General features: G+C 58.2%; 12 protein-coding genes and 1 pseudogene. 6 read left to right on the plus strand and 7 right to left on the minus strand.

The window, feature by feature from the left end:
• The first annotated feature begins 111 nt into the window (after positions 1–111).
• On the plus strand, positions 112–1,122 hold the full coding sequence (locus E9677_RS18115) for a GntR family transcriptional regulator (protein WP_136559436.1): 1,011 nt from the start codon (positions 112–114) through the stop codon (positions 1,120–1,122).
• A gap of 57 nt (positions 1,123–1,179) precedes the next feature.
• On the opposite strand, the gene E9677_RS18120 is transcribed toward E9677_RS18115, so the two are convergent.
• Genes E9677_RS18120 through E9677_RS18140 form a run of 5 tightly spaced genes read right to left on the minus strand, consistent with a single transcriptional unit; the run spans position 1,180 to position 5,426 of the window.
• Positions 1,180–2,151: a 5-oxoprolinase subunit C family protein gene (locus E9677_RS18120; RefSeq protein ID WP_136559437.1), complete on the minus strand. Its 972-nt coding sequence runs from the start codon at positions 2,149–2,151 to the stop codon at positions 1,180–1,182.
• The gene (locus E9677_RS18125) at positions 2,141–3,016 is read right to left on the minus strand and encodes a 5-oxoprolinase subunit B family protein (protein ID WP_136559438.1); all 876 of its coding nucleotides are present in this window, start codon (positions 3,014–3,016) and stop codon (positions 2,141–2,143) included. Before E9677_RS18125 ends, E9677_RS18120 begins: the two co-directional genes overlap by 11 nt.
• The gene (locus E9677_RS18130) at positions 3,016–4,398 is read right to left on the minus strand and encodes an acetyl-CoA carboxylase biotin carboxylase subunit (protein WP_136559439.1); all 1,383 of its coding nucleotides are present in this window, start codon (positions 4,396–4,398) and stop codon (positions 3,016–3,018) included. The genes E9677_RS18125 and E9677_RS18130 overlap by 1 nt, the downstream gene beginning before the upstream one ends.
• Positions 4,395–4,637 (minus strand): acetyl-CoA carboxylase, encoded by a 243-nt coding sequence (locus E9677_RS18135; protein WP_136559440.1) that lies wholly within the window; start codon positions 4,635–4,637, stop codon positions 4,395–4,397. Before E9677_RS18135 ends, E9677_RS18130 begins: the two co-directional genes overlap by 4 nt.
• 12 nt (positions 4,638–4,649) lie before the next feature.
• A complete protein-coding gene (locus tag E9677_RS18140) occupies positions 4,650–5,426 on the minus strand; it encodes a 5-oxoprolinase subunit PxpA (RefSeq protein WP_136559441.1) in 777 nt (258 codons plus the stop codon).
• A gap of 281 nt (positions 5,427–5,707) precedes the next feature.
• On the opposite strand from E9677_RS18140, the gene E9677_RS18145 reads away from it, so the two are divergent.
• Complete coding sequence (locus E9677_RS18145) at positions 5,708–6,607, plus strand: LysR family transcriptional regulator (RefSeq protein WP_136559442.1); 900 nt, start codon at positions 5,708–5,710, stop codon at positions 6,605–6,607.
• Positions 6,608–6,718: 111 nt separating this feature from the next.
• Here the strand turns inward: E9677_RS18145 and E9677_RS18150 are convergent.
• Positions 6,719–6,931, minus strand: a pseudogene (locus tag E9677_RS18150) (helix-turn-helix domain-containing protein); the annotation flags it as partial.
• A 440-nt stretch (positions 6,932–7,371) separates the two neighbouring features.
• Complete coding sequence (locus E9677_RS18155) at positions 7,372–8,301, minus strand: LysR family transcriptional regulator (protein WP_136559443.1); 930 nt, start codon at positions 8,299–8,301, stop codon at positions 7,372–7,374.
• Positions 8,302–8,473: 172 nt separating this feature from the next.
• Between E9677_RS18155 and E9677_RS18160 the strand changes: the two genes are divergently transcribed.
• The 4 genes from E9677_RS18160 to E9677_RS18175 are packed head-to-tail and all read left to right on the plus strand — an operon-like array spanning position 8,474 to position 12,215.
• Positions 8,474–9,535, plus strand: coding sequence for a C4-dicarboxylate TRAP transporter substrate-binding protein (locus E9677_RS18160; RefSeq protein ID WP_136559444.1), 1,062 nt, complete (start codon positions 8,474–8,476; stop codon positions 9,533–9,535).
• 37 nt (positions 9,536–9,572) lie between these two features.
• Positions 9,573–10,103, plus strand: coding sequence for a TRAP transporter small permease (locus E9677_RS18165; protein ID WP_136559445.1), 531 nt, complete (start codon positions 9,573–9,575; stop codon positions 10,101–10,103).
• Positions 10,104–10,152: 49 nt separating this feature from the next.
• Positions 10,153–11,484, plus strand: coding sequence for a TRAP transporter large permease (locus E9677_RS18170; RefSeq protein WP_136559446.1), 1,332 nt, complete (start codon positions 10,153–10,155; stop codon positions 11,482–11,484).
• A gap of 26 nt (positions 11,485–11,510) precedes the next feature.
• Positions 11,511–12,215, plus strand: a complete 705-nt coding sequence (locus tag E9677_RS18175; protein WP_136559447.1) for a cyclase family protein — start codon at positions 11,511–11,513, stop codon at positions 12,213–12,215.
• Positions 12,216–12,262 lie beyond the last annotated feature (47 nt).

The following is a 12,262-nucleotide window of genomic DNA, read 5'->3' on the forward strand; positions in this document are numbered from 1 at the left end:
CTTCCGATTTAGCAGCTTTTGTATTCAATATTCATTTGTGGCATTCTTTCTTTATGCGACAGAATACGGCAGAGTGCGGCTCACCATCGAAGGCGATAGACGACGGAGCAAATGAAGGAAGATCAGGCAGCCAGCAGCACGCAGCGGCGCTACGAGATCGCCGAGGACGTGCTTCGCAGCAACATCGAAACGGGCACGCTGCCACCAGGGCTCGTCCTGCTGGAGGGGCCGATTGCAGATATTCTGCAGACCTCGCGCGCGCCGGTGCAACGCGCCCTGCAGACGCTGGAAGCGGAAGGGCTGGTACACCGCTTTTCCGGTCGGGGTTTCCTTGTGGGGCCTCCAGGCACGGAACGCGAGCCAAACCGGACCGATATCAAGTCGCTCGGCCTCGTGGTTCCGCGCCACGCGGACGAGGCGCTCCAAAGCCGCTCCTCCTGGGAGCGCATCTACAATACCGTTGAGGCGGATGTTGCCGGCTGCGTCGTGTTCGGCCGCTATCGCATTATCGAGATCGAACTCGCCAACCATTTCAATGTCAGTCGCACAGTGGTCCGCGATGTGCTGACGCGCCTGCGCGAACGCGGGCTTGTGCGGAAGAACCAGAGCTCGCATTGGATTGCAGGCCCGCTGACGGCGCAAACGGTCAAGGATCACTTCGTGCTGCGCAAGATGCTGGAGCCGCCGGCGATCCGCCTTGGCGCAGGCACTATCAACCCCAGACGTCTCGAAACCCTTCTTCACCGGTTGCGCGCCACAGAGGCGACGAGCAATGCGGGTTCGCTCAGCGAGATCGAGACCATTCAGTCCGAGTTCATCGAGTGCTGCGTCCTCACGGCTCCGAACGACCGGCTGAAGGACCTGGTGCGCAACAACCTCATGCCGGTCATTGCCACTGACCGCCTGCTGCGCCGTCTTGGCTTGCCTGGCGACCCCGCAATCATCACGGAACTGCGGCTGATCACGGAACTGCTTCTGCGTGGCGCTACAGAAGCTGCTGTATCGATGATGGAAACGCATCTCGAAGCTTCGCTGAACCGCACGATCGCCCAGATGAAGATCGTCGCCATCGTGCCCGGCCCCAGCGTCACGGCCGCCTATCTGACACCGGTTCTCGATTGATCCATCCGGTGGATCGCGTGGTGAACACTGTAGACCGACCGATGCCATCGGAGCCTCCTACGCCATCGCTTCACGCAGGCGGGCAAGTGCAGCATGCCGCGCCTTGCGCGCTGCCAATGCCTCCTCCATCGTCACCTGCACGAACCGCGTTGGTGTATGTGGCTGCAACTGGCCGATGAGATCCATGTCAGCGGAAATCACTGTGCCGAGCATGAAATAACCACCTCCGGAAACAGCATCGCGGTGCAGGATGATAGGTTCGGTTCCACCAGGAACCTGGATAGAGCCATAGGGGTAGCAGCTGTCGACGATGTTCGATGGATCGGAGCCTGCCCCGAAGGGTGGTATGCGTTCGACGAAATCGAGCTTGCGGCCACCCCGGAAGCGGTAACCCATGCGGTCGGCCTCAGGGGCCACTTTCCAGGTGTCCTCAAAGAAATTCCGGCCCGCTTCTTCCGTGATGCGATGCCAGTAGAGACCCGGGAGGACACGAAGTTCAGCCGGCATTCCGGGCTTTCGGCGCAGGGCTTCGGGAATGGACTTTCCTTCGATGCCACCCCTCGCTTCTCCGATGGGCAGTGCATCACCGTCAGCGAGCGGCCGACCGTTCAGACCGCCGAGTGCGCCGATGGCATAGGTCGAGCGGGAACCGAGTGCGAGCGGCACATCGATGCCACCGGAGATGGCAATATAGACGCGAGCGCCGGTCTTCAGATAATCGAAGGTCAGTACTTGGCCTGCCTTGACCCTGAAGGCAGTCCAGCCGGGCTTTTCCTCGCCATCGACCTTGATCGGCATTTCGGCGCCGGTGACGGCGACCATGGCATCCGTTTCAAACTCGAGTTTCGGTCCGATGAAAACGGCTTCGAGGCCGGCGGCCCCCTCGTCATTGCCGACAAGCAGGTTGGCAGCCTTCAGTGCCAGCCGATCCATGGCACCGCCGAGCGGGATACCCAGATGAAAATAACCCGGGCGACCGAGATCCTGGATGGAGGTGGCAAGACCCGGATGGAGAACCTTAATGGCCATGGAGAGCGCCCTCCAGCTTTGCGTTGTAGCCGTCGATGTCCTTGCTGAATTCGGTCAGGTCGAATTTCACCTCGCGGATTGGCGGGGAGAAACGGCCCTTGTCGACGTCTTCCACGGCCTGATCATAACCGTCGCGATCAACGGGCTTGAACTTGACGATGTCGCCGGGGCGGAAGAAGACCATGAAGTCCTTCAGGTAGGACGTCGTCTGGGTGGGGTCGTAGATCGGCATCGGCGTGATGCCGAACATCTGGTAGCCGCCAGCGCCACGTACGGAATAGATGCAGCCAAAACAGCCGCCATGGCCGACGGTCAGGCGTGGCGTATCTGTGCGCGGGCGCAGGTATTTCGGTACTTCGATCTGTCTCTGGCGCTCGACCATCTGGTACATGAAAGGCAGTCCGGAAACGAAGCCGACCATCGAGACGAACCAGGGCGAACCGGCATGGGCCTTAATGAAATCGTCAACCGAGCCGTAATTGTTGATCCTCGCTGCATAATCGAGATCCGTCCCTGAAGGGTCCTGGTGACGTTCACGAAAACGCATCAGCGTTTCATGGGTCCAGGGATCGTTGTAGAAGACGGGGATTTCGACGATGCGGGTGGAGATGACCGGCTCGGCCTTGGAAGCCGCCTGCTCGATCGCCTGCACTTCCTTCAGAATGTCCTTGGGATGAATGACGTCGGGATCGAACTTGATTTGGAAGGAGGCATTGGCCGGGCAGATTTCGGTAATACCCTTGATACCGGCCTGCCGGATGCCACTGGTCATCGACATCGAATTGAAGAATGCATCAAGGGACATTTCATCAGAGCATTCGACGAACAGGTGTTCGTCGCCGCCGAATGTATATCGCATGGGCATCACGCAACCTCCTTGGGTGGAACAGCTTTCTGGAATGCGGTATCCAGCCATGGTTCGAGGAACCGGGTGTGGACATCGCCAGAAGCGACGGCGGGGTGCGCGGCCAGCGCCTGGTGCAACGGGATGGTCGTTGCGAGCCCCTTGATCTCCAAAGTTTGAAGGGCCTCGCTCAGGCGGGTAAGGCAGCTTTCGCGCGTCTCGCCCCAGACAATCAGCTTGCCGAGCAGCGAGTCATAGAAGGGCGGCACCTGATAGCCGGCATAAAGCATGGTGTCGAAACGTATACCCTCGCCTTCCGGAACTTTAAGGGCCTCGATCGTGCCAGGTGCCGGCAGGAAGCCACGCGCAGGGTCCTCGGCATTGATGCGGCACTCGATGGCATGTCCATGAACATTGATCTCGTCTTGGCGGACAGAAAGCCGGGCGCCGCCTGCAATGCGGATCATTTCCTGCACGAGATCGATGCCCGTCACCATCTCGGTCACCGGATGCTCGACCTGGATGCGGGTGTTGACCTCGATGAAATAGAACTCGCCGCTCGCCTCGTCATAGAGATACTCGACCGTGCCGGCGCCGCGATATTTGACTTCGCGGGCAAGCGCCACCGCGCTGGCACACAGCTTCGCGCGGACGGCATCAGGCAGGCGCAAGGCGGGTGCCTCCTCCCACACCTTCTGCCGGCGACGCTGCAATGAGCACTCGCGCTCGAAGCAGTGCACCGCATCAATGCCGTCACCAAGTATCTGGACCTCGACATGTCGGGCGCGCGTGATGACCTTTTCGACGTAAAGTCCGCCGTCGCCAAAGGCAGCGAGCGCCTCGGCTGAAGCTTGCGGGAAATGGCGTTCAAACTCTTCCATGGTCTCGGCGATGCGGATGCCGCGACCACCACCACCGGCGGCCGCCTTGATCATGACCGGAAACCCGATCACGGCGACAACAGCGCGGGCAGCGTCGAGATCGTCGATGCGCCCATCCGATCCGGGGACGGTTGGCACACCGGCCGCCTTGGCAACCTTGCGGGCCTCGACCTTGTCGCCTAGCAGCCGGATTGCATCCGCACTCGGCCCGATGAAAACGAGGCCTGCATCCACAACCGCCTTAGCAAATGCTGCGTTTTCCGAGAGGAAGCCGTAACCTGGATGAATTGCATCGACGCCCGTATCCACTGCGGCCTTCAACACGGCTCCTATATTGAGATAGGATTTGGCGGCAGACGGCGGCCCGATCTCGACCGAGGCATCGGCCATTTTCACCGCCAGCATGTCCCGGTCGGCGGCGGAATAGACCTGCACGGTGCGGATGCCGAGGGCCTTTGCGGCCCGGATGATCCTGACCGCGATTTCACCTCTGTTGGCGACAAGGATCGAGCGGATGGTCATGCCTTGACCTCGGCAATCACCTGGCCCGCCATGATCGGTTCACTGTCTTCGGCAATGAAGACGACGGCTGAACCCGCGACATCGGCGCGGACTTCATGAAAAGTCTTCATCACCTCGACGAGGCCGATCACATCGCCAACGGCGACGGTTTCGCCATCGGCCTTGAACTCAGCGGCCTCCGGAGCTGGCTTGCGGTAGAAGGTGCCGGGAAGTGGCGATCTGATCTCGAGCTTGCTCATCTTTGTCTCCGGTTACATGATGATTTCGGACAGGGGAGCGATACGAATGCCCTCCGCGACCAGCGCCTCACGCATCTGGCGGACAATATCGAGTGCGCCGAGCGTGTCGGAATGGAAACAGATGCTCTCAAAGGGGATGTCGATGTCCTTGCCAGTCACCGTCGTGACCGTGCCATGCGTACAGGCGCGCACCACCTTGCGGGCAATTGCTGCAGCATCGGGACGTCCGACATCGCGGGTAAAGACAATCGATCCGCTCTCGTCGTAATCCCGGTCGGCATAGAATTCGCGCACGACGGGCTGACCGGCCTCGATCGCTGCCCGTTCTGTGGCAGACCCTGCCATGCACAGCACATAGGAATTGGGTGCGACGGTGCGCATATATTGAACGAAGATCTGCGCCAGATCGGGATTGACCGCCATTTCCATGTAAAGCGCACCATGCGGCTTCACATGCTGGAGCCTCGCGCCGTGGCGACGGGCAAATTCGCGCAAGGCCCCGACCTGATAGACCACGTCATTGACCAGCTCGCGCGCCGTGCCATTGATCTTGCGACGTCCGAAACCCTGCAGATCGTCATAGCCGGGATGGGCACCGATCCCTACGCCATGCTGCACAGCGGTGCGCACGGTATGGTCCATCAGATTGGGGTCGCCGGCGTGAAAGCCCGTTGCGATATTGGCAGAACTGATCAGCCCCATCAGCACATCGTCATCCGTATCCCCAACGCGCCAACGACCGAAGGCTTCGCCCATATCGCAATTGATGTCCACGACTTCGAGTGCCACGTCTTGCCCCTGACTTGCCTGATTTTTGCGCACAAGCTGATGATGCTTTTGTTTTGGTCAGAAAATGGTAGGAAGAATTCAATCATTTGAAAAATACAATTTTCAGAATCAAGATATCGAAAATTCAGATGACGATGTGACCGATCTCCTAAGCAGATTCACTTCTGATAAGAGGCGTTTGACGAGAGTGCGTGTCGGTTGCGCGTCGAAATATTGCAATATTTCGGAATGATCATCTGATTTTCCAATGCGGCATATCCGCGAAACAGAATGGAACCGTGATGTCGCTCAGCCTTCGTCAAATCCGCTATTTCGTTGCCACCGCAGAAGCCGGCCAGGTCTCCCAGGCCGCCATCAACCTGGCAATCTCGCAATCGGCGGTGACGACCGCGATCAAGGATTTGGAGGAAACGATCGGCGGCGCCCTGTTCGAGCGCACGCCACATGGCATGGACCTGACCGGGGCAGGACGACGGTTTCTGTCGCAGGCCTACGAGATCCTGCAGAAAGTGGAGGAGGCGACGCAGCTCAGCCTTGTCTCGGAGCAGGTCACAGGTACCCTTAGCATCGCGGCGACCTATACCGTCATCGGCTACTTCCTGCCCTTTCATATCGAGCGGATGAAACGCCAGTTCCCCGGCCTGTCGATCCAGCTCTTTGAGATGAACCGGGAATCGGTCGAGGAAGGGTTGCTCGCCAATCGCTACGACATCGCCGTTATGCTGACCTCCAACATTCTCAACCCGGAATTGGTTGCCGAAAAGCTCCTGAGTTCGCAGCGACGTCTCTGGGTGCCCGCGCGTCACCGCCTACTGAGCGAAAACCCGATCGGCCTGAAGGACGTCGCAGAGGAAGATTACATCATGCTGACTGTGGACGAAGCCTCACACAGCTCCATGAAGTATTGGAGCCAGACCGCCTATCTGCCGAAAATCACACTTCGCACTTCGTCGGTCGAAGCCGTTCGCTCGCTGGTGGCAAACGGCCAGGGTGTGGCGATCCTCTCCGACATGGTACATCGTCCGTGGTCGCTGGAAGGCCGTCGTATCGAAACGATGACACTGACCGACCCCATCCCGTCGATGGATGTTGGCTTGGCATGGAAACGCAACGCGGAGTTCAGTCCCGCCATGGAGGCTGTGCGAGCCTATTTCCGTCGCTCATTCAACGTGCCTGAGTGAAGGTAAGAGTGATAGGCCGGTTGCACACAAACGCCAACTCAGACCCTTCGCGCACGCCGGCCTTGGTGTCGCGAAAATAGACGTCCAATATGCGGGCCACGATCGCAAACTCTGGCGGCGCCCGACGGACACAGCGAGGCCCAGTCCCGCCAGGACCTGCATTGCACGGCCAATCTGGCAGTTCTCTTTTCCGACCTCGAGTTCACGGAGAAAACGTACGCCCACTCCAATTACCCCTGCGAGCTGTTCCTGCGTTAAACCTTGCTGTTTACGCTCTTGGTGGATCAGCATTCCGAGACTTTTCGTATCGTTGATTTTTTCCATAATCACCCCCCCTCGGGACGATTACAGCAGGGAAAGGTGCGAAAAGAAGATAAAGGCACCGATCGGGGTGTTTTATAGGTTCACTTGCGTCAAAAGGGTGTCCATCGCTTCGCGCCCGCCGGGTCCGGTCAAGGTTACGATCGCCACATCGCGGCGTTCCAGCGGCGTTTGTTACTGTAGCTGAACGCCCCTGCATCGCCTTCAGCGCATGTGATACACTGGTAGCCCGTTCCAAGGACTGAGGCTCAGGACCATCAGCGGCCATTTTCAGATGCCCAGCGGGTGCTGCTGCCGATTGAACCGGCGGCTGCTTCAATGCATCAAGCTCATGCTGCTAAGCCGCAACTGATCAGACCAACCCGCAACGGACATCGAATTCCCTCCATCAAATACCGGAGTGGAGCAACTGTGGTACCAGCTGCTCCACTCCGGTATAGGTTTCAATTATCGCAAATTTCGCCAGGCCAAACGTTTCGCTTGACCATGTCAGCGCAGACTTCGTTCACCAAACGGCTGACTGCTAAACTGGCTCTTGGTCGCGTGGCATCATCTCGTGAAGCCAGATGCAGCGTCCAGCTCAGTTCGGGTCGGGTGATTACGATCGCCGTGATCCGCCTCTCCTCGATGTCGCGACGAAACGAGAAAAGCGGCATCACAGTGCAATAGCCTTGACGCAACAGACTCATGATACCCGGAAGTGAGTCGACGTCAGCCTTGACATCCAGCGCATATCCTTCCGCATGGCAGACGCCATTCACATAGCGGCGGATCGAATTATGATCGCTCGGCATCACCATTCTGAGGCGCGTGATCTCCTCCAGTCGGACCGACCGACGTTGCGCGAGGTGATGATCGGCCGGCACCAGTAGATGCAGCTTCTCTTTCAGGATCGGCTGGCTCCGGAAACCTGTCATCGGTTGCACGTCAAAGAGAACTGCGAGATCGAGGCGACCGAGCTGAAGCATTTCGGCAAGCACCCCACTCATTGCTTCCACGATGTTGAGTTTGATAAGCGGAAAATTGGCTGCAAGCTGGGGAAAGAGTTCTGGAACAAGTCCGCCCGCAACGGTGGTGGGTAGGCCCAAGCGAACGACGCCCATCGGCGCTTCCGCGAAGTTCTGAACGACGGAGTTGATTTCCGCCAGTTCGCGAAAGATCGCGTAGGATTTCTGCAGGACGAACTTGCCCTCCTCGGACAATCTCGCGCCTCTCGAATGCCTCTCCACAAGGTTGACCTTGAGATCAATTTCTAGGCGCTTGATGGCGGCGCTCAGGGCCGGCTGCGTCACATGCAGTTTGCGAGAAGCTGCTGAAAAACTTCCACTTTCAGCAATCGCCGCGAGGCATTTCAGATCCCGAAACTCAAGCATGAAACAATGCCCCTTTATTGTGCTCTGCCGCTTAAATCAAAGCCATAAAAATGATTGATATCTTGCATCATCAATTAGAGCCTAGCCAACAGTTCAGCGCTCAGTATCGTCTTATACACAAGAAGTCGCACAAAAAAGCTACTCAGGTGGAACAGTATTAGGAGCTAAGCCTATGACGAGATCTAAGGTGATTGTATGCGCTGTTGCGGCCCTTCTCGGCTCAACGGCACTCGCTTCCGCAGACGATATAACACTGCGGCTCGGATCGGGACATCCGATCGGTCTTCTCGCATACACCGAGACCGCCCATAAATGGTTCGCGCCGGAGCTAAAGAAGCGCATCGAGGAACGGACCGACCACACAGTCACGATCCAGGAATTCCACGCCGGCCAGGTGGCCAAGGTGACGGAGGTTCTTGAGTCCACCCGCGACGGCATTCTCGACATCGGCTTTGTCAGCATGATCTTCGAGCCATCTAATCTCTCACTTCAGAACTTCACGCTTTATCTGCCCTTCAACTCCGCCGATGTCGCGATGGTGACGGAAGCAGCGCGGGCAACTTACGCCGAATTCCCGGAGCTTACAGCGCCCTTCGAGGCGGACTACAACCAGGTATATCTCGGCGGCGCCTGCCTGGAGAACTACGGGCTCGGCACCAACTTCGCCTGGACAAATTTTGCCGACCTGGAAGGTCACAAGATTGCAGGTGCCGGGGTCAATCTCGACTGGATTTCGGGTGCGACCGCTGTGGCCTCCAATCTGAACGAGGCTTACCAGTCGATTCAGTCCGGCGTGTATGAAGGATACATCAGCGCCGCGTCCTGGTGGCACACCTTCAAGCTGAACGAGGTTGCACCCCATTTCACCAAGACAGATTTCGGCGCTCAGTATCTGAATGCCGTGACGATCAACAAGGCCAAGTACGACAGCCTGCCCGAAGACGTACAGCAGATCCTGCGTGAAATGGGCGACGAATGGGCGGCCGTCACGACGGAAGTCTGCACCCGCAACGATGCCGAAGGCCTGAAGACACTGTCGGAGCTTGGCGTTCAGGTGACCGAAATTTCCCCGGAAGCAAAGAACGACTGGGCGAATGCGCTTGCCGACTTTCCAAATCGAATGGCGCAGAACGTCAATTCGGCTGGGCTGCCAGGCAGCGGCGTCATGAACTTCTACCTGGCTAAGGTCGAAGAGCTCGGACACGAATGGGCGCTTCGCTACAAGATCGATTGAGGAGGGATAGGCGGCCGAGCGGTCAGGAGGAAAACAGATGCATAAGATCGATATTGCGCTTGATGTTGTATCTCAGCTCTTGAAATACATTGCTGCGATCCTTCTCGGCCTCGTGGCAGTCTTAATCGCAGCCGATGTCGCCATGCGTTTCGTCTTCAATGCCCCGATCATCGGGGTTGCGGAGATCGTGGCGAACGGCATCCTGATCATTGCATTCTTGCAGCTGACCTATGCCGTGCGCATCGACGGAATGCTGCGATCGGAATTGCTTATCAGTAAGCTTTCCGGTCGCCCCAAATCCGTCTTCGACGCTGTGACGGCAATCCTCGGTGCTTTGCTCTTTATCCTGATCGCCTGGGCTTCGTGGGACTCCATGGTCAGAGCGATTGCCGTGCAGGAGTTCGAGGGGCACGTCTCGTTCCCAATCCCTACCTGGCCGGTGCGCGTCGCTATCGTCTCGTGCTCTATCCTGGCCGCGATCAACTATGTGATGATCGCGATCAAGTCCCTGCTAGGTCCTGATCACCCGACCGCGGTCGTCGGTGATGCAGCGCCTCCGCGCCTCTGACCCTTCAGCTTAGTTTCCATTGTAAATCCAGCCCAGAGGATGCACCGCCATGGGTGGCCCCGAATTCGCGCTTGCTATCGTGATGATCCTGATTGCGCTGATACTGTTCAGCGTTCCCGTCGTCATTGCGCTCGGTCTTTGCAGTTTTTTCGGCATCGTTTATCTGACCGGAGACTGGAACATTGCGGGCTCGTTGCTGGCGAACACCACTTACGAGTCCGTTCGGGACTATGTGTTCGCGGTTATCCCGCTCTTCGTGCTGATGGGCGAATTCATATCCAAGTCGGGGGCGGCCGGTGACGTCTACTCCATCATCAACAAATCACTGAAGCGATTGCCTGGTCGGCTCGTGCTCGCAACGATTGGCGGCAATGCAGTCTTCGGTGCTGTCACCGGCGTCAGCATAGCGTCTGCCGCAGCCTTCTCCCGCATAGCCTACCCCCAGATGGTCAGACACAACTACGACAAGGCGGTGGCCCTTGGCTCGATCGCCGGCAGTGCATCGCTTGGCATGCTCATTCCACCAAGCATCCTGATGATTGTGTGGGGCGTAATTTCGGAGCAGTCGATTGGCAAGTTGTTCGTCGCCGGCGTTGTCCCGGGCCTTTTGCTGACGATCATGTTCTGCGTTTTCGTCATCGGTTATGCCTGGCTGCGTCCCCATCTGTTCGGCGTTTCGGCTGATAAATCGGCGGGGGGGATTGATGAAGAACTGGATCCGCCGGCGACCCGGGAAGAGACCCTCGGCGCGATCGGTGTCACCGCGCTGATCATCACCGTGCTGGGCGGTATCTGGTTTGGCATTTTCACGCCGACTGAAGCTGCGGGTATCGGCGTTCTTCTGTCGCTTGTTCTTGCCTTGTTAAAAGGCGTCAGCTTTCAGGGCCTGCGTGAAGCGGTGCTCGAAACCGGCCGCATCTCCGCTCCCCTTCTTTTCCTTCTCATCACGGCCCAGATGTATACGCGCCTGCTGGCGCTGGGCGGGATCATCGACAGCGTGCAGGGACTGCTCCTCGGGCTTGGAGACTCGCCGGTTCTTATCCTGGTACTGATGGTGCTCGTCTGGTTCGTGCTTGGCATGTTCATCGACTCCGTCAGCATCATCCTGCTGACCGTGCCGATCTTTGCCCCACTGGCTCTCACCATCGGCTACGACCCGATCGCCTTCGCCATTATCGGGATCGTCGCGATCGAGGCGGGGCTGCTGACCCCACCGCTGGGATTGTGTGTGTACACGGTCAAGGCCTGCGTCACGGACCCGGACGCAACCCTTTCAAGGATTTTCATGGGCTCTATTCCCTACTGGATCATCCTGCTGCTCCTCGTCGCGCTCATTGCAGCCTTCCCGGGTATCGCGACCTGGCTTCCATCGCAAATCTGAAACCACAACAAAGAGGAGACTCCCCCATGGTACGTCGCATTATCGATCTGAGCCTGACGATCGAAGACAACATGCCCGCGCACAAGCTGTTCCAGAGCCCCGTTTACCTGAAGGCTCTATCGCATGAATCGACATCCTCTTTCGGCTTGGGCGTTGAAGGCGACCCGATGACCTTCCAGACCAATTACATCGGAATGCTGGACCATGTCGGCACGCACGTTGACGCGTTTCTTCACGTCAATCCAAAGGGCGCATCCATCGATGAAATGCCGCTGGACCTGTTCATGGGCAAGGCGGTCTGCTTTGATCTGCGCCACATCGGCGATCTCGAGGACATTACCGCTGAACACATGCAGGCCGCCGAAGAGAAAGCTGGCGTCAAGGTTGATGGTCACATCGTCCTGCTTTGCACGGGCTTTCATGAACGCAACAAGGCCGACAAAAAGCAGCTGGTCTGGGGCAATCCGGGGCTGACCGCGGAGGCCACGAAGTGGCTGCACGAACGCGGCTCTCGCATGCATGGTGTCGAGGGTCCATCGACCGACAAGCCCACTGACAACATCTTCGCTCAGCACCGGCTGTGCCGCGACCTCGGCATCTCGCATTTCGAGTGGCTGGTGAACCTTGAGAGCATCGTCGGCAAGGGCGAGTTCGAATTCATCGGGCTCCCGATCAAGTTCAAGGGTGGTTCCGGTTCACCGGTCCGCGCTGTCGCAATCATCGAAGAGTGATAGAGCGCCGGGCGGCTTGACGCCCGGCCCCTTCACGTAGGAATGGG

The sequence above is a fragment of the Peteryoungia rhizophila genome, from assembly GCF_004912145.1.
Taxonomy (GTDB): Bacteria; Pseudomonadota; Alphaproteobacteria; order Rhizobiales; family Rhizobiaceae; genus Allorhizobium; species Allorhizobium rhizophilum.

Coding starts and splice junctions, on each gene's coding strand:
- E9677_RS18115 (WP_136559436.1), top strand. CDS start 112: ATGAAGGAAGATCAGGCAGCCAGCAGCACGCAGCGGCGCTACGAGATC.
- E9677_RS18120 (WP_136559437.1), bottom strand. CDS start 2,151: ATGGCCATTAAGGTTCTCCATCCGGGTCTTGCCACCTCCATCCAGGAT.
- E9677_RS18125 (WP_136559438.1), bottom strand. CDS start 3,016: ATGCCCATGCGATATACATTCGGCGGCGACGAACACCTGTTCGTCGAA.
- E9677_RS18130 (WP_136559439.1), bottom strand. CDS start 4,398: ATGACCATCCGCTCGATCCTTGTCGCCAACAGAGGTGAAATCGCGGTC.
- E9677_RS18135 (WP_136559440.1), bottom strand. CDS start 4,637: ATGAGCAAGCTCGAGATCAGATCGCCACTTCCCGGCACCTTCTACCGC.
- E9677_RS18145 (WP_136559442.1), top strand. CDS start 5,708: ATGTCGCTCAGCCTTCGTCAAATCCGCTATTTCGTTGCCACCGCAGAA.
- E9677_RS18155 (WP_136559443.1), bottom strand. CDS start 8,301: ATGCTTGAGTTTCGGGATCTGAAATGCCTCGCGGCGATTGCTGAAAGT.
- E9677_RS18160 (WP_136559444.1), top strand. CDS start 8,474: ATGACGAGATCTAAGGTGATTGTATGCGCTGTTGCGGCCCTTCTCGGC.
- E9677_RS18165 (WP_136559445.1), top strand. CDS start 9,573: ATGCATAAGATCGATATTGCGCTTGATGTTGTATCTCAGCTCTTGAAA.
- E9677_RS18170 (WP_136559446.1), top strand. CDS start 10,153: ATGGGTGGCCCCGAATTCGCGCTTGCTATCGTGATGATCCTGATTGCG.
- E9677_RS18175 (WP_136559447.1), top strand. CDS start 11,511: ATGGTACGTCGCATTATCGATCTGAGCCTGACGATCGAAGACAACATG.